This is a genomic window from Burkholderia sp. Bp9004 (assembly GCF_003858025.1).
Lineage (GTDB): Bacteria > Pseudomonadota > Gammaproteobacteria > Burkholderiales > Burkholderiaceae > Burkholderia > Burkholderia diffusa.
Genome location: NZ_QTQD01000009.1, coordinates 173116 through 193604, shown reverse-complemented (window position 1 = coordinate 193604; position 20489 = coordinate 173116). Strand labels below are relative to the sequence as shown.

At 67.3% G+C, this 20489-nt stretch carries 21 protein-coding genes; 9 read left to right on the top strand and 12 right to left on the bottom strand.

All coding sequences use genetic code 11. From position 1 onward, the window contains the following. Window positions 1-97 precede the first annotated feature (97 nt). The 3 genes from rplS (at window position 98) to DIE08_RS13355 (ending at window position 2323) form a co-directional block, all read left to right on the top strand. Window positions 98-490: a 50S ribosomal protein L19 gene (rplS, locus tag DIE08_RS13365; protein ID WP_006753174.1), complete on the top strand. Its 393-nt coding sequence runs from the start codon at window positions 98-100 to the stop codon at window positions 488-490. Window positions 491-577: 87 nt separating this feature from the next. Beyond that, window positions 578-1264 carry a CoA pyrophosphatase gene (locus DIE08_RS13360; RefSeq protein ID WP_124623381.1) on the top strand — a complete coding sequence of 229 codons (687 nt, stop codon included), beginning with the start codon at window positions 578-580 and terminating at the stop codon, window positions 1262-1264. A gap of 120 nt (window positions 1265-1384) precedes the next feature. Next, window positions 1385-2323, top strand: a complete 939-nt coding sequence (locus DIE08_RS13355; protein WP_059599374.1) for a CobD/CbiB family protein — start codon at window positions 1385-1387, stop codon at window positions 2321-2323. 78 nt (window positions 2324-2401) lie between these two features. On the opposite strand, the gene DIE08_RS13350 is transcribed toward DIE08_RS13355, so the two are convergent. The 3 genes from DIE08_RS13350 to DIE08_RS13340 are packed head-to-tail and all read right to left on the bottom strand — an operon-like array spanning window position 2402 to window position 4975. Further along, window positions 2402-2719 (bottom strand): putative signal transducing protein, encoded by a 318-nt coding sequence (locus DIE08_RS13350; RefSeq protein WP_124623378.1) that lies wholly within the window; start codon window positions 2717-2719, stop codon window positions 2402-2404. Between the two features lie 58 nt (window positions 2720-2777). Then, complete coding sequence (rsgA, locus tag DIE08_RS13345; RefSeq protein ID WP_059599376.1) at window positions 2778-3719, bottom strand: ribosome small subunit-dependent GTPase A; 942 nt, start codon at window positions 3717-3719, stop codon at window positions 2778-2780. Continuing rightward, window positions 3716-4975, bottom strand: a complete 1260-nt coding sequence (locus DIE08_RS13340; RefSeq protein ID WP_059599377.1) for a M48 family metallopeptidase — start codon at window positions 4973-4975, stop codon at window positions 3716-3718. The genes rsgA and DIE08_RS13340 overlap by 4 nt, the downstream gene beginning before the upstream one ends. Before the next feature lie 117 nt (window positions 4976-5092). Between DIE08_RS13340 and orn the strand changes: the two genes are divergently transcribed. Further along, entirely contained in the window at window positions 5093-5713 is a 621-nt protein-coding gene (gene orn, locus DIE08_RS13335) for an oligoribonuclease (RefSeq protein WP_059678659.1), read from the top strand. Window positions 5714-5729: 16 nt separating this feature from the next. Here orn and mog read toward each other — a convergent pair whose 3' ends face one another. Together mog and yjgA are read right to left on the bottom strand one after the other, a co-directional pair. Further along, a complete protein-coding gene (gene mog, locus DIE08_RS13330) occupies window positions 5730-6350 on the bottom strand; it encodes a molybdopterin adenylyltransferase (RefSeq protein WP_082728832.1) in 621 nt (206 codons plus the stop codon). Beyond that, the gene (gene yjgA, locus DIE08_RS13325) at window positions 6331-6936 is read right to left on the bottom strand and encodes a ribosome biogenesis factor YjgA (protein ID WP_311768945.1); all 606 of its coding nucleotides are present in this window, start codon (window positions 6934-6936) and stop codon (window positions 6331-6333) included. Before yjgA ends, mog begins: the two co-directional genes overlap by 20 nt. 128 nt (window positions 6937-7064) lie before the next feature. Between yjgA and pmbA the strand changes: the two genes are divergently transcribed. Then, window positions 7065-8435 carry a metalloprotease PmbA gene (gene pmbA / locus DIE08_RS13320; RefSeq protein WP_059523791.1) on the top strand — a complete coding sequence of 457 codons (1371 nt, stop codon included), beginning with the start codon at window positions 7065-7067 and terminating at the stop codon, window positions 8433-8435. A gap of 83 nt (window positions 8436-8518) precedes the next feature. On the opposite strand, the gene DIE08_RS13315 is transcribed toward pmbA, so the two are convergent. Together DIE08_RS13315 and DIE08_RS13310 are read right to left on the bottom strand one after the other, a co-directional pair. Then, on the bottom strand, window positions 8519-9019 hold the full coding sequence (locus DIE08_RS13315; protein WP_124902128.1) for a dihydrofolate reductase: 501 nt from the start codon (window positions 9017-9019) through the stop codon (window positions 8519-8521). A 294-nt stretch (window positions 9020-9313) separates the two neighbouring features. Further along, window positions 9314-9532, bottom strand: coding sequence for a hypothetical protein (locus DIE08_RS13310; RefSeq protein WP_260436516.1), 219 nt, complete (start codon window positions 9530-9532; stop codon window positions 9314-9316). Window positions 9533-10141: 609 nt separating this feature from the next. Here DIE08_RS13310 and DIE08_RS13305 point away from each other — a divergent pair. Next, window positions 10142-11539, top strand: a complete 1398-nt coding sequence (locus DIE08_RS13305) for a sigma-54 dependent transcriptional regulator (RefSeq protein WP_124902126.1) — start codon at window positions 10142-10144, stop codon at window positions 11537-11539. Between the two features lie 42 nt (window positions 11540-11581). Beyond that, window positions 11582-12553, top strand: coding sequence for a thymidylate synthase (locus tag DIE08_RS13300; protein ID WP_059607103.1), 972 nt, complete (start codon window positions 11582-11584; stop codon window positions 12551-12553). 111 nt (window positions 12554-12664) lie between these two features. Here DIE08_RS13300 and DIE08_RS13295 read toward each other — a convergent pair whose 3' ends face one another. After that, window positions 12665-15175: a DUF6600 domain-containing protein gene (locus DIE08_RS13295; RefSeq protein ID WP_124902125.1), complete on the bottom strand. Its 2511-nt coding sequence runs from the start codon at window positions 15173-15175 to the stop codon at window positions 12665-12667. A gap of 162 nt (window positions 15176-15337) precedes the next feature. Next, complete coding sequence (locus DIE08_RS13290; protein ID WP_124623362.1) at window positions 15338-16045, bottom strand: helix-turn-helix transcriptional regulator; 708 nt, start codon at window positions 16043-16045, stop codon at window positions 15338-15340. A 175-nt stretch (window positions 16046-16220) separates the two neighbouring features. On the opposite strand from DIE08_RS13290, the gene DIE08_RS35635 reads away from it, so the two are divergent. Both DIE08_RS35635 and DIE08_RS13285 read left to right on the top strand, forming a co-directional pair. After that, a complete protein-coding gene (locus DIE08_RS35635; RefSeq protein ID WP_174906966.1) occupies window positions 16221-16361 on the top strand; it encodes a hypothetical protein in 141 nt (46 codons plus the stop codon). 144 nt (window positions 16362-16505) lie between these two features. Further along, window positions 16506-17018: an acyl-CoA thioesterase gene (locus DIE08_RS13285; RefSeq protein ID WP_014897688.1), complete on the top strand. Its 513-nt coding sequence runs from the start codon at window positions 16506-16508 to the stop codon at window positions 17016-17018. A gap of 56 nt (window positions 17019-17074) precedes the next feature. Here DIE08_RS13285 and fumC read toward each other — a convergent pair whose 3' ends face one another. The 3 genes from fumC to DIE08_RS13270 all read right to left on the bottom strand — a co-directional run bounded on the left by fumC (window position 17075) and on the right by DIE08_RS13270 (window position 20347). Further along, window positions 17075-18469 carry a class II fumarate hydratase gene (gene fumC, locus DIE08_RS13280; protein WP_124623360.1) on the bottom strand — a complete coding sequence of 465 codons (1395 nt, stop codon included), beginning with the start codon at window positions 18467-18469 and terminating at the stop codon, window positions 17075-17077. 141 nt (window positions 18470-18610) lie between these two features. Next, a complete protein-coding gene (gene norM, locus DIE08_RS13275; protein WP_124623358.1) occupies window positions 18611-19999 on the bottom strand; it encodes a multidrug efflux MATE transporter NorM in 1389 nt (462 codons plus the stop codon). 129 nt (window positions 20000-20128) lie between these two features. Continuing rightward, on the bottom strand, window positions 20129-20347 hold the full coding sequence (locus DIE08_RS13270; protein ID WP_006753074.1) for an RNA-binding S4 domain-containing protein: 219 nt from the start codon (window positions 20345-20347) through the stop codon (window positions 20129-20131). Between the last annotated feature and the right edge of the window lie 142 nt (window positions 20348-20489).

Below are 20489 nucleotides of genomic sequence, written 5' to 3'. Positions count from 1 at the left end.
TGCGTGCGCGGCGCCTGATGTGAATCCATCCTCTATCGGGGCCAAGCCTGGAAGCAGGCGGGTGCAAACGCCGACAAGATGGCTTTAGGAGTCAGTGATGAATCTGATTGCAAAACTTGAGCAGGAAGAGATCGAGCGCGCGCTCGCCGGCAAGACGATCCCCGAATTCGCCCCGGGCGACACGGTGATCGTGAACGTGAACGTGGTTGAAGGTAACCGCAAGCGCGTTCAGGCGTACGAAGGCGTCGTGATCGCGATTCGCAACCGTGGTCTGAACTCGAACTTCATCGTCCGCAAGATCTCGTCGGGCGAAGGCGTCGAGCGTACGTTCCAGACCTACTCGCCGCTGCTGGCGAGCATCGTCGTGAAGCGTCGCGGTGATGTGCGTCGTGCGAAGCTGTACTACCTGCGCGAGCGTTCGGGCAAGTCGGCTCGAATCAAGGAAAAGCTGGTGTCGAAGGATCGCGCCGCAGCAGCTTCCCAAGAGTAAGAGCTGTAAGGAAAAAGCACCCACCCGGGTGCTTTTTTCATTCTGGCGCGACAATATGCTCGATACGTCACGAACTCGAGACCCCGATTGAATCGCCGCCCCATCATTGATCCCGAAGTGCTGCCGGTCGAAGGCACCGGCGCCGGCCTGCCGTCCATCGAATCCCGCTTGATGACGCCGCCCGGGCTGCGCGAGCGTTTCGCGCGCACGCTCGAATGGAGCGTCGAGCCTGGAGAGGTACGGCTGCAGGAGGGCGTCGATCCGCGCAGCGCTGCCGTCCTCATCCCGCTCGTCGTTCGCGAGAGCGGTCTCACCGTGCTGCTGACCCAGCGCGCCGATCACCTGAACGACCATGCCGGGCAAATCAGCTTTCCCGGTGGTCGCCGCGAGCCGTTCGATCGCGATGCGACGGCGACCGCGTTGCGCGAGGCGAAGGAAGAAATCGGACTGGCCGCCGAACCGGTGGAGATTCTCGGTGCGCTGCCCGACTACCTGACGGGGACCGGCTTCTGCGTGACGCCCGTCGTGGGTCTCGTGCATCCCCCGTTCACCGTGCAGGCCGATACGTTCGAAGTTGCCGAGATTTTCGAGGTGCCGCTCGCGTTCCTGATGAGTCCGTCGAACCACCAGGTGCGCGTGTTCCGCTGGGAAGGCGGCGAGCGTCGTTTTTTTGCGATGCCGTATCCGAACGGCGAATCGGCCGGGTATTACTTCATCTGGGGCGCAACTGCCGGCATGTTGCGCAATCTGTACCGCTTCTTGGCAGCCGGATAGCATCCCACCCGAACCTGCGCACGCGGCCGGCTGACGGCCCGTCGCGTCGGCAGCCATGCGCCCCTTACGCTGTGCTATCGTTATGCAAAAAATGACATAACTCCGAAGACGGCACCACGCATGACTTTCTTTTCGGTTCTTCTCGCCCTCATCATCGAACAGGTCCGCGCGTTGTCACCGAGCAATCCGGTGTTCGCGCTGTTCCAGTTTCATGCGGAAACCGTCGCCCATGGCCTCGACGCCGGCAAGCAAAAGCATGGCCTGCTCGCATGGATCGCAGTCGTGCTGCCGTGGGTTCTGGTCGTCGCGCTGATCTACTTCCTGCTGTTCAAGGTGAGCTTCGTGCTCGCGTTCATCTGGAACGTCGTCGTCGTGTATTTCACGCTCGGCTTCCGCCAGTTCAGCCACTACTTCACCGATATCCATCTCGCGCTCAACAACGACGACGTGCCGCGGGCGCGTGAAATCCTGCACGAGTGGACGGGCCTCGATACGGTCGACATGCCGGTCGGTGAAATCGTCCGCCATACGCTGATTCATGCGGTCGTTGCGTCGCATCGCCACGTGTTCGGCGTGTTCTTCTGGTACGTGCTGCCGATCGGTCCGGCCGGAGCCGTGCTGTACCGCATCTCCGAATATCTCGCGCGCAGCTGGTCGACGCCGGGCGACGATCGCACGGCCGCGTTCTCGACGTTCGCGCAGCGCGCGTTCTTCGTGATCGACTGGATTCCGTCGCGACTGACCGCGCTCGGCTTCGCGATCGTCGGCAACTTCGAGGATGCGATCTACGCGTGGCGCAATCACACGCGCCAGTGGCCCGACCCGAACGACGGCGTGCTGCTCGCGGCCGGCAGCGGCGCGCTCGGCGCGCGCCTCGCGGGGCCGCTCGCGGAACCGTCGAGTCTCGACGCGTTGGCGGTCGGTGACAGCGGCCCGTTGACGGTCGGTGATGATTGCACGCCGCGCACGCTGCAGTCCGCGGTCGGCCTGGTTTGGCGCGCCGTGATCCTGTGGATGATCCTGCTGTTGATGCTGACGCTGGCCGTCTGGGTGTCTTGACGCGGCAGCGAACATGCGCGATGAAACGAAAAGGCCGGCTTCATGCCGGCCTTTTTGCTGTGCGTCCGGTCAGTCCGCTCAGTCGTCGAGCGGATCGCGTACGGCGCCGCATTGCCAGCAGGCGGTGAACTGGGCCTCCAGCGCCTCGCCGCATTGGCGGCAGCGCCACGAAACCGCGCCGGCCGACGGGCCGTGCGACGCCGCATCGAGGAGCCGCCGGGCGAGTGCATCGTCGCGCTCGTCGTCGAGCCACAGCTCGGGGGCGCAAGCGTCGGCGGGCAAGCCGCCGAGCGCGCCGGTCGCGTAGCAGTTGTGCAATTCGCAGCCGATGCCGGCCACCTGCAGTACATTCGCCCAGTGCTGCGCGGTGGCGAGATCGGGGGCCTTGAAACGCATCGCGGCTCCTGTCGGTGAAGGCCGGGCCGGCACCGGCCGCCTTCTGTCCGCCGTGCGGTCAGCGGACGATCTGGCTTGCCTCGTGCACGAGCTGTGCGTAAAGCGCATGCCGCGACGGTGAAATGCGGCCGTCGGAGACGGCTTCGAGAATCGCGCAGCCCGGCTCGTGCAGATGATGACAATTATAGAAACGGCAGTCCGCGAGCAGCGGGCGGAATTCCGGGAACGCGCGCTCGAGGCGGCCTTCCGTCAGGTGGTAGAGGCCGAATTCCTGGAAGCCCGGCGAATCGATCAGTGCGCCGCCGCCTTCGAGCGGGTAGAGGCGAGTGAACGTCGTCGTATGGCGGCCGCTGTTGAGCGCGGCCGAGATTTCGCGGGTCGCGGCTTCGGCATCGGGCACGAGCAGGTTCACGAGCGTCGACTTGCCCATCCCGGACTGGCCGAGCAGGATCGTCGAATGCCCGGCCAGATGCGGCATCAGTTGCGCGCGCGCATCGTCGGGCGAGCCCTTCACCGACAGTTCGAGCACGTCGTAGCCGAGCGCGCGGTAGGGCGCGAGGCGCTCGCGGGCGACCGGCAGCGCGGCCTCGACGTCGATCTTGTTCAGCACGACGAGCGGCTTCAATTCGTTCGCTTCGGCCGCGATCAGCGCGCGGCCGAGGAGGTCTTCGCTGAAATAGGGCTCGGTTGCGAGCACGATCAGCAGCTGGTCGAGGTTGGCCGCGAACAGCTTCGACTTGAACTGGTCGGAACGGTACAGCAGGTTGCGCCGCTCGCCGATCTCGACGATCACGCCCTGGTCCGCCGACGCCTGTTCGTACACGACGCGGTCGCCGACCGCGATCTCGCTTTTCTTGCCGCGGGGGAAGCACTGCAGCATCGGGCCGCCGTCGTCGGGCGCGACGATGTAGTGGCGGCCGTGCGCCGCGATCACGCGGCCTTCGACACGCGACGCGCCTGATGCGCGCGGAGCCGGCTTGCGGGAGGTCGGCCGGCTCATGCGTGCTGCATCAGGCGGTCGATCCGCTGCGACGCCGGCGGATGCGAGTAGTAGAAGGCCGTGTAGACCGGGTCAGGCGTGAGGGTCGACGCGTTGTCCTCGTAAAGCTTCACGAGCGCGCTGATGAGATCCTGCGCGTCGGTCTGGCTGGCCGCGAACGCGTCGGCCTCGAATTCATGCTTGCGCGACGTGAGGCTGCTGAACGGCGTCGCGAAGAACAGGAACACGGGGATCGCGAGGAAGAACAGCACGAGCGCGGCGCCCGCGTTGCTCGTGTCGAGCGACGGCGTGACGCCAAGCCCCGTGTAGAACCACGTGCGCTGCGCGAGCCAGCCGAGCAGCGCGAGCAGCACGAGACTCAGCACGAACGACACGAGCATCCGCTTCATTACGTGGCGGCGCTTGAAGTGGCCGAGTTCGTGCGCGAGCACGGCCTCGATCTCCTGGCCGGACAGCCGCGCGAGCAGCGTGTCGAAGAACACGATCCGCTTCGATGCGCCGAAGCCCGTGAAATACGCGTTGCCGTGCGCGGAACGGCGGCTGCCGTCCATCACGAACAGGCCCTTCGCCGCGAAGCCGCACCGTTTCATCAGCGACTCGATGCGGGTGCGCAGCGCTTCGTCCTTCAGCGGTTCGAACTTGTTGAAGATCGGCGCGATGAAGGTCGGGTAGATCAGCAGCACGAGCATCTGGAATGCAACCCAGACGATCCAGGTCCACAGCCACCACAGGCTGCCGGCCTGGTTCATCAGCCACAGCACGACGAACAGCAGCGGCAGGCCGAGCACGGCGCCGAGCAGCGTGTTCTTCAGCATGTCGGTGAAGAACAGGCGCTTGGTCATGCGGTTGAAGCCGAACCGCTGTTCGATCCCGAACTGGCGGTAATACTCGAACGGCACGTCGATCACGCTCATGGTTGCGAGCACGGCGGCGACGAGCGCGACCTGCTGCCCGTAGCCGCGGCCGAACCAGCCCGTCAGCAGCGTGTCGAGGGCACCGACGCCGCCGAGCAGCGTGAGGCCGACCAGCACGGCCGCGCTGACGACGATTTCAAACATTGCCAGCCGGGTGCGCTCGACCGTGTAGTCGGCCGCGCGCTGGTGGGCGGTCAGCGGAATGGTGGCGCTGAACTGCGCGGGCACGCCGTTGCGGTGCGCGGCGACGAAGCGGATCTGCCGCGACGCGAGCCACAGCTTGGTAACGACCATCGCGAGCACGGCGAGCGCGAACAGCAGGGTGAACGAAAAGGGTGACATCGAAGGCGCCAAAGGGTTCTATGCGAGAATTATATGTTCTTGCGGACCGGGCCCGCTCACGCGATGCCGGCCGCCCGGGCGGCGCCGCGCGCCGTCCGCCATTTTCCAGGATGACTCATGACCGATACCGCCGCTTCCGCCAGCCAGCCCGCGCTCGTGCGCAACGAGTTGAACCTCGTCTGGCTCGACATGGAGATGACGGGCCTCGACCCGGATAACGACCGCATCATCGAAATCGCGGTCGTCGTGACCAATTCCACGCTCGACATCGCCGTGGAAGGCCCCGTGTTCGCGATCCACCAGAGCGACGAAACGCTCGCGAAGATGGACGACTGGAACAAGTCGACGCACGGCCGCTCGGGCCTGATCGACCGCGTGCGCGCCTCGACCGTGACCGAGGCGGACGCCGCCGCGCAGCTGCAGGCGTTCCTCGCGCAGTACGTATCGCCCGGCAAGTCGCCGATGTGCGGCAATTCGATCTGCCAGGATCGCCGTTTCATGGCGCGCTGGATGCCGGAATTCGAGAAATTCTTCCACTACCGCAATCTCGACGTCAGCACGCTGAAAGAGCTGTGCCGCCGCTGGCAGCCCGCGATCTACAAGGGCTTCCAGAAGCGCGCGATGCACACGGCACTCGCGGACATCCACGAGTCGATCGACGAACTGAAGTACTACCGCGAGCATTTCCTGATTCCGGCCGCGTCGGCGCCGGCAGGCGAGTCCGCACCGGCCGCCTGAGCGGGCCGGCACGCGCTCAGCGCGGCGCGCGTTGAGCGCTCTTCGGCCGGAACGCCGCGACCACTGCGGCGTCGGTCTCGATGTACGGGCCGCCGATCAGGTCGATGCAGTAGGGCACGGCCGCGAAGATGCCGGGAACGGTCGACTTGCCGTCGGCGTCGCGCAGCCCTTCGAGCGTTTCCCGGATCGACTTCGGCTGGCCGGGCAGGTTGATGATCAGGGCCGCGTGGTCGGCCGTCTCGCGGATCACCGCGACCTGTCGAGACAGGATCGCGGTCGGCACGAAATTCAGGCTGATCTGCCGCATCTGTTCGCCGAATCCCGGCATTTCCTTCGTCGCAACGGCCAGCGTGGCTTCCGGCGTCACGTCGCGCCGCGCCGGGCCGGTGCCGCCGGTCGTCAGCACCAGATCGCAGCCTGCCACGTCGACGAGTTCCGCCAGCGTGGCGGAGATCGTCGGCGCGTCGTCCTGGATCAGCCGGGTTTCGGCGCGCCACGGCGAGCGCAATGCGCCGGCGAGCCATTCCTGCAGCGCCGGAATGCCCTTGTCCTCATAAACACCCGTGCTCGCGCGGTCGCTGATCGACACGAGGCCGACCACGAGCTCGTCCGGGTGGTTACGCTTCGTCGTCGTCATGGTCGTCTCCGGCGTCGTCGGCCGCTTCGTCATCCCCGTCGGGCGTACCGCTCGCGGTCTTGATCCACTGGAACAGCTCGCGGAAATAGCGCGGCGGCTTGCCTTGCTGCGCTTCCTTGCGCGCGTTGCGGATCAGCGTGCGGCCTTCCTGGATGTCGGCTTCGGGGTGCTGGCGGAGGAATTCGGTCAGCGCGTCGTCGTTGGCGAGCAGCTGTTCGCGCGTGCGCTCGATCCAGTGCAGGCGAGCGGTCGCGGCCTTGTTCACGCCTCGCTGGGCGTCCAGCGCGGTGCGCAGCGCGGCCGTTTCATCCTCGGTCAGCGAGCGCATCACGCGGCCGACGTACTGGAGCTGGCGGCGCTTGCCTTCGTGGTCGGTGATCCGACGTGCCTCGCGCACGGCGTCGGCGAGGTCCTCGGGCATCGGCATGCGCTTGAGCGCGTCCTTCGGCAGGTCGACCAAGGCCTGGCCGAGCTCCTGCAGCGCGTGCATCTCGCGTTTCAACTGGGATTTGCTGGGGCGATCGTAGCCGTTGCCGACGTCGTCGTCGGCATGCTCGATCGGCTGGATTCGGGTTTTGCGTGTCATGGGCGGCATTGTATCGCGGCGCGAACACCCCAAGCTTGTCGGTATGCGGCCCCGGACCTTGCTATGATCGCGGGATACGCAACATTTTGAACATGCGGGCGGCTCGCCCGCCACCGGATATCACGACGATGGCAGCCAATCTCGACGTACAAGCGCGCTATTTCCCGCACACGCAGGACCAGCTCAAAGAAATTGCCTCGGACATCCTTCGCCATGCGAAGGCGCTCGGCGCGACGGACGCCGCGACCGAAATCTCCGAAGGCGACGGCCTGTCGGTGTCGGTGCGCCGCGGCGAGGTCGAGACGATCGAACACAACCGCGACAAGATGGTCGGCGTGACGGTGTTCATCGGCAAGAAGCGCGGCAACGCGAGCACGTCGGACTTCTCGCCGGCCGCGATCAAGGATACCGTCGCCGCCGCGTACAACATCGCGCGCTTCACGGCCGAGGACGACGCGGCCGGCCTCGCCGAGGCCGAGTTGCTCGAAACCGACCCGCGCGACCTCGATCTCTACCACCCGTGGGCGCTGACGGCCGACGAGGCCGTCGAGCTCGCCCGTCGCGCGGAGGACGCCGCGTTCGCGGTCAGTCCGCAGATCCGCAACTCGGAAGGCGCGAGCGTGTCGGCGCAGCATTCGCAGTTCGTGCTCGCGACGTCGCGCGGCTTCCTTGCCGGCTACCCGTACTCGCGCCACTACATCGCGTGTGCGCCGATCGCGGGCACCGGCCGCCACATGCAGCGGGACGACTGGTATTCGTCGAAGCGCAGCGCGGTCGACCTCGCTGCGCCGGAAGCCGTCGGGCGCTATGCGGCCGAGCGTGCGCTGGCGCGGATGGGCGCGCGCCGCCTCGACACCCGCAAGGTGCCCGTGCTGTTCGAGGCGCCGCTCGCGGCCGGCCTGCTCGGCGCATTCGTGCAGGCCGTCAGCGGCGGCGCGCTGTACCGCAAGACGTCGTTCCTCGTCGACAGCCTCGGCAAGCCGGTGTTCGCACCGCACGTGCAGGTCGTCGAGGATCCGCACGTGCCGCGTGCAATGGGCAGCGCGCCGTTCGACGAGGAAGGCGTGCGCACGCGTGCGCGCAGCGTCGTCAGCGACGGTGTCGTCGAAGGCTACTTCCTGTCGACCTATTCGGCGCGCAAGCTCGGCACGCAGACGACCGGCAACGCGGGCGGTTCGCACAACCTCGCGCTGCGCAGTTCGAACACGCAGCCGGGCGATGATTTCGACGCGATGCTGAAGAAGCTCGGTACGGGCCTGCTGTTGACGGAGCTGATGGGGCAGGGCGTGAACTACGTGACCGGCGACTATTCTCGCGGCGCGGCCGGCTTCTGGGTCGAGAACGGCGTGATCCAATATCCGGTCGAGGAAATCACCGTCGCGAGCACGTTGCAGGAGATGTTCCGGCATATCGTCGCGATCGGCGCGGATTCGATCGTGCGCGGTACGAAGGAAACGGGCTCGGTGCTGATCGAGCAGATGACGATCGCCGGGCAGTAAGCGGCGCGGCGTCGGCCGCCACGAAACGAAAAAGCCCGACCGGCGTGAGTGCGCCGGTCGGGCTTTTTGTCGTGTGCCGCGTGTCAGTCGCGCTTGCGCGCGTAGACGACGAACGCATAGCCGAACGTGTTCGGCGCGGCGGCCTGGTGCGGATCGCGCGACACTTCTTGCCAGTGCGCGGGATCGGGCGCCGGGAACGACGCATCGCCGTCGAAGTCCGCGTCGATCTCGGTGACGACCAGCTTGTCGGCGAGTTCCAGGCCTTCCGCATAGAGCTGTGCGCCGCCGATCAGGAATGCTTCGGCCACCCCGTCGCGCGCGGCGAGCGCGAGCGCATCGGCGAGCGACGTGACGGTGTCGCAGCCGTCGAAGCGGCGCGCTGCGTCGCGCGTGACGACGATATTGCGGCGGCCCGGCAGCGGCCGGCCGATCGACTCGTGGGTCTTGCGGCCCATCACGATCGGCGCACCCATCGTCGTGCGCTTGAAGAACGCGAGGTCCTCGGGAAGTTTCCAGGGCAACTGGTTGTCGCGGCCGATGATGCCGTTGCGGGCGCGCGCGACGATCAGGGTCAACGTCGTCATGAAGGTGGAGAAGAGGAGAACCGGAATGGCGCCGATTCTACCGGAATGGCGGCGCGCGACCGCATCGATGCGGATGCGCGGGCGCCTTGGCAGATTCCGGTCCGCCGCACCTCGCCGACGGTGGCGACGAGGTGCGGCCTTTGCGCCGTAATGTCCTGAATAAAAAGAGTGCCCGCCGGGGGACGGACACAAAAACGGTTCGCGTCGAGATATCGACGCTGTGTGAACTGACCTGACTCATCTCGCTCGTCTGTAATCCTCATCAATTGAGCGGCATGTGGCGTCGTGAGCAGATTATTGATGCACGCGGTTTCCGGTGTTTCCCTCCATCGCATGCTGTGCGTTGCCGGGAAGCGGAACAGGAATCGGTACCGGCAGCGGAGTAGGCGGGGCGAGCTCGTCCCACAGCGTCACCCATGTCTTGCCCGACGAACGCGGTTGGGGTGCGGCGACCGGCACGATACCGATGCGGTTGTCCTGTTGCGTGTGCGGCGCGTTATCGGCAAGCAGCATCGCGCGTTCGGGCCGCGCGCTTTCTTCCGCGCGGGCCGGCATGAACGGGCACGCGAGCGCAAATGCAATCGTGATCTGCACACAAGACCGTGAAAAAAGTGTTCGCATGGCTGCCTTCTCCGATCCGTTGCACATTCAGCGAAATACATGCCATCGGGCGAAGAGCATTGTCGCGTCTGCGATTCGCGGGGGAGCATCGTGAATCGCAATCGAAAACGCCGGGAAATGTTTCAGGCGTGAAACGAAGGGGCTTGGGAGTACTGCGGATTCATTCGATACGCTTCAAGGATGAAAATCTGGGCGTGTGTCGATGCAGGTACGCGTCACTGCGCGTGTGCTTATGTGCAGATGATTGATAAACGTCGACCATTGAGCGATTCGGCCGCTCGCCCATTTGCGCTGCAATCGGTTTGTCGTATTCAGCGCCTATAACTAAGCCGTTGTGACCCAAAAATAACTGGACGCGAGACAAGCGCCATCATGCGAGGCTGGTCGTCGCCGCGCATCGGCATGGCGAATCGAGCCGCTTCGGCTGACCCGGTTCGATCCTTTAGCACGCGACTTGGCGTGTGCTGCAATCGTTAGACGGTTGATGAACGGGGTGGGCATATGGGAGCCGAGCAGCGGCATGTGATCTATTTCTCGCGCGAGCCGAACGACGCTTTGCGCGGGCATTTCGACGAATGCGGGTGGCGCGTCGATCTTGCGGAAAGCGCACGCGACGTGCGGCGTGTCGTGCAGCACGGCGTGGCAACCGCCGGCCTGCTCGATTTCTCGCCGGGCTTTCGGCCCGCGGATCTGCGCGAACTCGAAACGTGTCTGAGCATCCAGCACATCGGCTGGATCGCGGCGACCCGGCGTGGGCAGTTGCAGGACGCCACACTGCGGCATCTCATTCGCGACTATTGCTTCGACTACGTGACGATGCCGTACGAGGCGTCGCGCATCGTCGAGACCATCGGCCATGCGCACGGCATGGTCGCACTGACCGACCCGGTGGCGGCGCCCGTCGGCGCCGGGCGCGCCGAAGGCGAGATGGTCGGCACCTGCGATGCGATGCTCGGACTCTTCAGGACGATCCGGCGCGTCGCCACGACCGATGCACCGGTGTTCATCTCCGGCGAATCGGGTACCGGCAAGGAACTGACGGCCGTTGCGATCCACGAGCGCTCGGCGCGCGCGCAGGCGCCGTTCGTCGCGATCAATTGCGGTGCGATTCCGTCGACGCTGCTGCAAGCCGAGCTGTTCGGCTATGAGCGCGGCGCTTTTACGGGCGCGAACCAGCGCAAGATCGGCCGTGTCGAGGCCGCGAACGGCGGCACGCTGTTTCTCGACGAAATCGGCGACCTGCCGCTCGAGAGCCAGGCGAGCCTGCTGAGATTCCTGCAGGAAGGCAAGATCGAGCGGCTCGGCGCGCATGTGTCGGTGCCGGTCGACGTGCGCGTGATCTGCGCGACGCACGTGAACATGGAAGCGGCGCTGCGCGACGGGCTGTTCCGCGAGGACCTGTTCCATCGGCTGTGCGTGCTGAAGATCGAGGAGCCGCCGCTGCGCGCGCGCGGCAAGGATATCGAGTTGCTGGCGCGCCACATGCTCGAGCGTTTCAAGGGTGATGCGCATCGCCGCCTGCGTGGCTTCTCGCCGGATGCGATCGCCGCGCTGTACGGCTATTCGTGGCCCGGCAACGTGCGCGAGCTGATCAATCGCGTGCGCCGCGCGATCGTGATGTCGGAGGGCCGGATGATTACCGCGGCCGATCTCGAACTCAACGAATTCGCGATCCTGGCGCCCGTCTCGCTGACCGAGGCGCGGGAAGCGGCCGAACGGCAGGCGATCGAGCAGGCGCTGCTGCGCCACCGCGGCCGTTTCGCCGATGCGGCGCGCGAACTCGGCGTGTCGCGTGTCACGCTGTACCGGCTGATGTGCGCGCATGGCATGCGCGATCGCAGCGACCCGCTGGGAGGGTTTTCGGCGCCGTTGCCGGAGGTTCCGCGTCACGCTTGCTAAAATTGGCGGGTGACGGCCGCCCTCGCGGCCGAAGGAACCCGCATGAAACAGTACCTCGACCTCGTTCGCACCATCCTCGACACCGGCACCTGGCAGGAGAACCGTACGGGCATCCGCACCATCAGCATGCCCGGTGCGATGCTGCGGTTCGACCTGCAGCAAGGTTTCCCGGCCGTGACGACCAAGAAGCTCGCGTTCAAGTCCGCGATCGGCGAACTGGTCGGCTTCCTGCGGGCGTCGCGCAGCGCGGCCGATTTCCGCGCGCTCGGCTGCAAGGTGTGGGACGCGAACGCGAACGACAATGCGCAGTGGCTCGCGAACCCGTACCGCCAGGGCGTCGACGACCTGGGCGACGTGTACGGCGTGCAATGGCGCCAGTGGCCCGGCTACAAGGTGCTCGACGCGGGCGCCGACGCGCAGGTCGCCGACGCGACGCGCCGCGGTTTCCGGATCGTCACGCGCTTCGACGAGGACGGCGCGCCGAAGGTGCTGCTGTACAAGGCGATCGACCAGTTGCGCCAGTGTCTCGACACGATCATGGAGAACCCGGCCGATCGCCGCATTCTGTTTCACGCGTGGAATCCGGCCGTACTCGACCAGATCGCGCTGCCCGCGTGCCATCTGCTGTACCAGTTCCTGCCGAACGTCACGAAGCGCGAGATTTCGCTGTGTCTGTACATCCGCAGCAACGACGTCGGGCTCGGCACGCCGTTCAACCTGACGGAAGGGGCTGCGCTGCTGTCGCTCGTCGGTCGGCTGACGGGTTATACGCCGCGCTGGTTCACGTACTTCATCGGTGACGCGCATATCTACGAGAACCAGCTCGACATGCTGCAGCAGCAGCTCACGCGCGAACCGTACGACAGCCCGCGGCTCGAGATTGCCGAGCGCGTGCCGGACTACGCGAAGACGGGTGTTTATGCGCCCGAATGGCTCGAGCAGATCGAGCCGTCCGACTTCTCGCTCGTCGGCTATCGGCATCATGAGCCGCTGACCGCGCCGATGGCGGTCTGAGCCCCGGCGGTTGACGGCGCGGCGGTGCGGGTTACGCGATCCGCGCCAGACGGAATGAAGAAGGCCCGACTGGCATTCGCCGGTCGGGCCTTTCCGTTTCATCGGGCGCGGTTACTGGCGGTGCCGCTCATCGTGGCCGCCGGGCGGCGGGTTGCTCGGGTGCGGCGCCTCGACGTGCGGCGCCGGTTGCGGCCGTGGTTCCATGTGCGGCGCGGGCATCGACGGCCGCGGCTCCATGCGCGGAGCTTGCGGCTGCGGTCGCGGCATTTCGTGTACGGCCGGCGCGGGCGGGCGGTACTCGTTCACGCGCGGCGGCGCGACTTCGTGCCTTGGTGCCGGTTGCGCGAATTCGGGGCGCGGTTGCGGTGTCGGGGCGGCCCGCTCGGGCCGCGGCTGCGCATGCTGCGCCGGTGCCGCGAAGTCAGGACGCGGACGCGGCTGCGGAATCTGCGCGGTCGTATCGAGCCGTGGTTGCGGCAACGCGCGCGGCGTTTCCTGCCGCCCGCCGAGTTGCGTACTGGGCGCGGCTTCCGGATGCTGGGCCGGTGCCGCGCCGCGCACGGGCGGCAGTGCATTCTGTCCCGCTGCGTGGAGAGCCGTCGGTGGCGTCGGGCGCTGACGCTCCATCGGCGTATGCGGTTGCATCCACGCGGGCGCGGGCGCCGCGGCAGCATGCGTGTTGTCGTGCCCGGTCGGCGTGTTGACGGAGGTCGGCGGGTGCGGGACGCCATTTCCAGGGCCCAATGCCTGATGCGCAGCCGGATTGCCCGGTGCCTGCGGCGTGGCACCGTTCGTGAAGCGCGGCGCATTGGGGCCTTCGCCGTTCGTCGGCCGCGCGCCATTCGGCACGACAGGCATCGGCGCACCCGGCCGTGCGGCCAGTGCCTGTGCCGGGGCTGGCTGCCCGTCGCGCGGCGCGTGCGCCGGTTGCACGACAGGACCGTGCGGGTTCACGAGCTGAACGTTGCGCATCGCCCATGCACCGGCCTTCGGGTTGCCCGGAACGCGGACCGGGCGAGCCGTATAGTCGGCCGGCACGTTCGTCTTCGCGACGGGCGCGCCCGCGCCGGGCACGCGCGCGCCTTGCCCGGCGAGACGCGCGGCCGCTTGGTCGCGATACGCGGCCGGTACCGCCGGATTGCGCGTCGCGACGAACGTGTGCTGTCCGATCGCTGCCGGCGGGCGGTAGCTGGCCGTGCGCAGTCCGCCGGTAAAGCTCTGGCGTACCGGCGCAATGCCGGGGGTGCCCGGCATCACGTGCGCGTTGCGCCATTGCTGCGGATCGACGCGCTGCGAGAAGTGCGCGACTGGCTGACCGTGCACGAACGCGGACGCCGGCACGGCCGTGATCGCGTGCGGCGCGCGGAAGTTCACGTACGTCTTGTTGATGTTCGTGATGTTGGTGATGTTCGTCACGTTCACGGTCTTGTTGACCGTCACGTTGTTGACCACGATGTTCCGGTTCACGCGATCGTAGTAATGCGGGCTCCAGCCACCCCAGCCGGGATGCCAGGCTTCGCCCGGGCCGAGTGCGAACCACGCGCAGCCGGCCGCGGCGACGCCGCCGACCGTCAGGGCGACGCTCCAGTCGGGACCGCCGCCTCCACCCACGAACGCGACGAGCGCCGGCGCGTAGACGGGCGGCTGGCTGACGACCATCGGGCCGGGCACCCATGCCCAGCTATCGTCGACATAGGCCCAGCGGCCGTAGTGATAGGGCGCGAAGCCCCACGGTGCATCGTCGACCCACGTCCAGCCCCACGGCGCTTGCCAGATCCAGTGACCGTCGTGATACGGAGCCCAGTCGGCCGGCGTGTCGTTCGGCACCCAGACCTCGCCGTAATTCGGGGTTTCGCGCCACGTACCGTTCGCGTCGAGGTCCTGATAGCCGGGAACGTCGCGCGATACGTAGCGGGCCGACACCGAGCGCTGCTCGGCCGCATCGCGGCTGGCGGCCCACTGGTCGAGCGCATCGGGGGCCGGTGCGGCCGATTGCTGTGCGACCTGCAGGTCGGTGCCGGTGAACACGACCTGCTGCCCGGGCGACAGCGGATACTGCCCGTTACTGCCGTAGACGGTCGCGCTGCCGCTGCGGACGGTGACCGTCGTGGTCGCACCGTTCGGCGCGACATCGACGCGATAGTCGCCGGGGCCCGTGATGCCGAGCGCGAGATTGGGCGTATCGATTTCGTAGGTTCCGCCGGGCGGCAGATCGCGTACGTGGGTCGACACGGTGCCGAGCCCGACTTTCAGCTGCGTCGTGTTGTCGTCGAGGTTCAGGACCGACAGGTTCGTCGATTCGCCGAGACGCACCGCGGTCGAGCCGATGTGCAGTTCGGAGCGCGCGCCGGCATCGTTCCACAGCTGGTCGCCGGTCGTCAGCGGCCGGTTCACGGCGGCGTACGACCAGGTATCGGTGCCGGCGGGCTCCGTCGTCACGGCACCCGACATGTAGTTGAGCCGGGCGACGCGGCTCGGCGGATCGCCACCCGGTTGTCGGGCGGCGGCCGCATACGCCGCGGCCTGTGTCGCTTGCGCGAATGCGGACGGCAGGGTCGCCAGCGTGGCGACAGCGAGCAGCGTGCAGTGGGCGGTTCGCTTGAGCGTGAACAGGGAGGCCATGATGAGCGTCTTCGTCGTTATCGCGGCGCGTCGATTCGTGCCGTCGAGTTCACAATATCCGCTCGGCCTGTTTCAGTGCTCAGTGTTTTGTAAGTCGTATGGCACGCGATGTAACAAAACCTGTCCATCGCGCGCCGTTGTCATCCGGTCGCAATGCGCACGTCAAGCGGACGTAAGCCAGTCGTCGAAAATCTGCTGTCCCGGCACGGTGACGCGCAGCACGCGCGGCCGCACGGTGCGCTCGATCCAGCCGTGCGCGCAGAAGCTGTCGAGCAGTGCCGCGCCCAGCGCGCCGCCGAGATGCGGGCGGCGCTCGCTCCAGTCGAGGCAGCGGCATGCGAAACGGCGGCGGCGCGTGCGCTGCTGTGCGACGTCGATGCCCCAGCGCCCGAGCGCCTGCGTGCCGAGTTCGGTGGCTTCGATCGCATCGCCGTCCGCCTGCAGCCAGCCGCGTGCCGTGAGCCCGTCGAAGATGCGGACCGCGAGCTCGCCGGCCATGTGGTCGTAGCAGGTGCGCGCGTAGCGCAGTTCGGCCGGCACCGTGCGCGACGGCGGCGGCACCGGACGGTTCGGCGCGGCCGCGCGGGCCACGTTTGCGAGTGCCTCGAGCGACGCCGCGATGTCGACCGACGCGAGCCGGTAGTAGCGGTGCCGGCCACGCACGTCGAGCGCGAGCAGGCCACCTTCGGTCAGGCGCGCAAGGTGCGCGCTCGCCGCGGAAGGCGACAGCCCCGCGATCATCGTCAGTTCGCCGGCCGGCCGCGCGCTGCCGTCCATCAGTACCCACAGCATCGCGGCGCGCCCGGGATCGGCGATCAGTGCGCCGATCCGGCTCAGGCCTGGAAAGTGGTGGTCGTCTTGATCGGTCATCGTCGTGTCTCGTCAGGCGGAATGCCTGCAGTGTAGGCGCTGCGCGCATTCGATGTTTCGCGTTCGGATGAAATGTCAGATGCGGCGGGGCGGTGTGTGCCCGCGGTTGCCGGCCGCGCGCGTAGAATGGCCCGACGCGGCGGCAGTGGGCCGCCGGATGCGACACGATGCAACGATGAAGACGATTTTCTGCCTGTTGGCGGCCGCGTTCCTCTGCGCGGCCTGTGCGCAGGGCGGTGCGGGTGCCGCCGGCGCGCGGGGCGGCAGCCTCGAGATGTACGGGACGATCGACCAGGGCATCACGGTGCGCCGCTGACGGGCGCCAGCTTGCGGTGCCGATGCCGGTTCAGTGCGCGGGTGGGCGTGCCGTCGCTGCGGCGCGGCGGGCACCGCGACGTGTTGCCGCAGTGCAACGTATAATGCGCCGATTGCAGTGCCCCCGCCGCCTGGAGCTACCACGATGTCCCAACCGTCCCCCGTACCGGCCGCCCTCGACCGCACCGAAACCGTATTCCGCTTCCTCGCCGAGCCGTCGTCCGTGAACTTCGGCGGCAAGGTGCATGGCGGCGCGCTGATGAAGTGGATCGACGAGGTCGCGTATGCGTGTGCGGCGGTCTGGTCGAGCCGCTATTGCGTGACGGTCAGCGTCGGCAACATCCGCTTCCAGCGGCCGATCCTCGTTGGCAACCTGGTCGAACTGAAGGCGCGTGTCGTCGCGACGGGGCGCACCAGCATGCACATCCATGTGTCCGTGCACGCCGGCGATCCGAAGGGCGGCGTACTGCGCCAGACGACCGATTGCCTCGTCGTGTTCGTCGCGGTCGATGAGAACGGCAACCCCGTGCCGGTGCCGCCGTTCGTGCCCGAGACCGACGAACAGAAGGTGCTCGCAAAATATGCGGCCGACGTGCGCGCCGCGCTCGACAAGATCGTCGAGATGAAGCCCGAGGAAGTGGCGAAGGGCACCGTCTGACGACAACGGGCGCCGCGCATGCGTGCCGCGCCCGTCATCGCGTCGCCTCCCCGCGATTACCGCGATCCGATCATCTCTTCGGGGCGCACCCACGCGTCGAATTCCGCCTCGGTCAGGTAGCCGAGCGCGAGCGCGGCGGCTTTCAGCGTCGTGCCTTCCTTGTGCGCCTTCTTCGCGATCTGCGCGGCCTTGTCGTAGCCGATGTGCGGATTGAGCGCCGTCACGAGCATCAGCGATTCGTTCAGCAGCAGGTCGATGCGCGCGCGATTCGGCTCGATGCCCACCGCGCAGTGGTCGTTGAAGCTCTGCGCGCCGTCGGCGAGCAGCCGCACCGACTGCAGCACGTTGTGCGCGATCATCGGCCGGAACACGTTCAGCTCGAAATTGCCGCTGGCGCCGCCGACGTTGACCGCGACGTCGTTGCCGAACACCTGGCAGCACAGCATCGTCACGGCTTCCGACTGCGTCGGGTTCACCTTGCCCGGCATGATCGAGCTGCCCGGTTCGTTTTCCGGAATCGACAGTTCGCCGAGCCCGCAGCGCGGCCCGCTCGCAAGCCAGCGGACGTCGTTGGCGATCTTCATCAGGCCGGCCGCGACCGTCTTCAGCGCGCCATGCGCGAACACCAGCGCGTCGGCGGCTGCCATCACCTCGAACTTGCTCGGGGCGGTCACGAACGGCAGCTTCGTCAGCCGGCCGATCTCGTCGGCCACGCGCACCGCGAACTCCGGATGCGCGTTCAGCCCGGTGCCGACGGCGGTGCCGCCGAGTGCGAGTTCGTACAGGTGCGGCAGCGCGGATTCGACGTGCCGGACGCCCTGGTCGAGCTGCGCGACGTAGCCGGAAAACTCCTGCCCGAGCGTGAGCGGCGTCGCGTCCTGCAGGTGCGTGCGGCCGATCTTCACGATGTCGGCGAAAGCCTTCGACTTCGCGTCGAGCGTCGCGCGCAGCGTGCGCAGCGCGGGCAGCAGGTGGTTGACAATCGCGTAGGCGGCCGCGACATGCATCGCGGTCGGGAACACGTCGTTCGACGACTGGCCGCGGTTCACGTCGTCGTTCGGGTGGACCTTGCGTGCTTCGCCGCGCTCGCCGCCGAGCAGCTCGCTCGCCCGGTTCGCGATCACCTCGTTGAGGTTCATGTTGGTCTGCGTGCCGGAGCCCGTCTGCCAGACCGCGAGCGGGAATTCGCGCGGATGCTTGCCCGCGATGATCTCGTCGGCCGCGTCGATGATCGCGCGCGCCTTTTCGTCGGCCAGCACGCCGAGCGACTGGTTCACGGCGGCCGCGGCACGCTTGACGATCGCGAGCGCGTGGATCAGCTCGGGCGACTGCTTCTCCGTCGAGATCCGGAAATTCTGCAGCGAGCGTTCCGTCTGCGCGCCCCAGAGCCGGTTGGCCGGCACGGCGATCTCGCCGAACGTGTCGCGTTCCATCCGAACTGCTTCGTTCATGATGCACTCCTCTTGGGAAGGGGAAAAGCCGCGGGTCGCGCGGCGTCTGGCGTATCGTGAGGCAGTCGCGCCGCTGGCGCGGCGTCCTGGGTCTTCAACCGACAAGCATAGCGCCGGCTGCGATTTTGCGTCGTGCCGAGCTCAACGCGTCGGCGCGACGAGCGACGAGGTCTTCCGGTGAAAGCGCCAGGCCATCAGCACGGCGACGCTCGCGAGGCCGGCCGCGAGCCCCCACCACAGGCCGCGAGCGCCGAGGCCGGCATGGAATGCCAGCCAGTAACCGGTCGGGAAACCGATGCCCCAGTAGCCGAAGGTCGCCGCGAGCATCGGGATGCGCGTGTCCCGCAGTCCGCGCAGTGCGCCCGACCCGACGGTCTGCATGCCGTCGACGATCTGGAACACCGCGGCGATGCCGAGGAGCGATGCGGCCAGCGACACGGTCGCCGCGTTGGCCGGGTCGTCGAGTTGCAGATACAGGCCGACGATCGCATGCGGCGCGACGATCAGCACGAGCCCCGACAGCGACATGAACGCGACGCCGAGGCCGAGCGCGACGAAACCCGCATGTCGCGCGGCGACCGGCTGGCCGGCGCCGACCCAGTAGCCGACCCGCACGTTGGCGGCCTGGCCGATCGCGAGCGGCACCATGAACGCGACCGACGCGACGTTCAGCGCGATCTGATGCGCGGCAAGCGACGTCGCGCCGAGCACGCCAATGGTGAGACCCGTGGCGAGAAAGAGCGTCGATTCGACCCCGTACGTGATCGCCACCGGCCAGCCGATGCCGATCAGCTCGCCCATCAAGGGCAGTTTCGGACGGGCGGCGGTCACGAAATGGCGGAACCGCTGGCGGCCGTGCAGCAGCCAGATCAGCGCGAGCGCGGTGAGCCAGATGGTGATGGTCGTCGCGACCGCCGAGCCGAGGAAGCCGAGCCGCGGCAAGCCGAATGCGCCGTGGATCAGCCCGTAGTTCAGCACGCCGTTGATGCCGACGCCGCCGATCGACACCCACAGCAGGCGTCGTGCGGCGCCGATCGCCGGCAGGAATGCGCGCATCAGTCCGACGCCGATCAGGCTGCCGAGCGCCGCGAACCGCAGGATGCCGGTGTACTCGCCGACGTGATGCGCGAGCGTCGGCGGCTCGTGGAACATCAGCAGGATCGGTTCGGACAGCGACAGCGCGACGATCGCCGGAATCGCGAGCAGCACGGACAGCATGAAGCCGGTCCAGTAGATGTGCGGCACGCGGTGTTCCGCCTGCGCGCCGCGCGCATGCGCGACGCTCACGCTGACCGACGAGAGCACGCCCTGCAGGACGGTCACGATGACGAAGAAGAAGTTCGCGCCGAGGCCGCCCGCCGCGAGCGAATCGGGGCCGAGCGAGCCGAGCAGTACCGTGTCGGTGACGCTCATCGCCATCTGCGAGAGCTGCGCGATCGCAAGCGGCGCGGCGAGGCGCGCGGTATCGGCGGCATGACTGGACAGGGACGGCGGCGCGGCGGCCGTCCGCGTAAGACCGGAATGCGACATGGAATGAGCGCTCGCGCGGGTGCGGGCCCGCGCTGTCTGTATTTATTTTGAGAGACGGCTAGCTTACGGCTTTATTCGAACGGTGTCGAACGCGCGCGCCGATGGCCATGTCACGGTCAGGGGGAACCGCTACGCGTCGTGAACCGCGATCCGCGTATCGCCGAACAGCACGACCTGACCCGCGCGGATCTTGCAGGTCTTGCGCAGTTCGACCACGCCGTCGACTTTCACCGCGCCGGACGCGACGAACATCTTCGCCGTGCCGCCGCTGTCCGCGAGGCCGGTGATCTTGAGAAGGTTGTGCAGCTCGACGTATTCGCCGGTCAGCGTGAAATCCAGATTGGGCATGACGAAGGAAGCGCGCGATGCGCGGGAGGAATCGCCCCGCATCATACGGCACCGAGGGCCGGCGCGCGAGTGCGGACGGTCGTGCAGGCCCGCGCGCAGTAGTTGTTAAGGACTGTGAGCGATTCGTCAGCAAATGAAACGG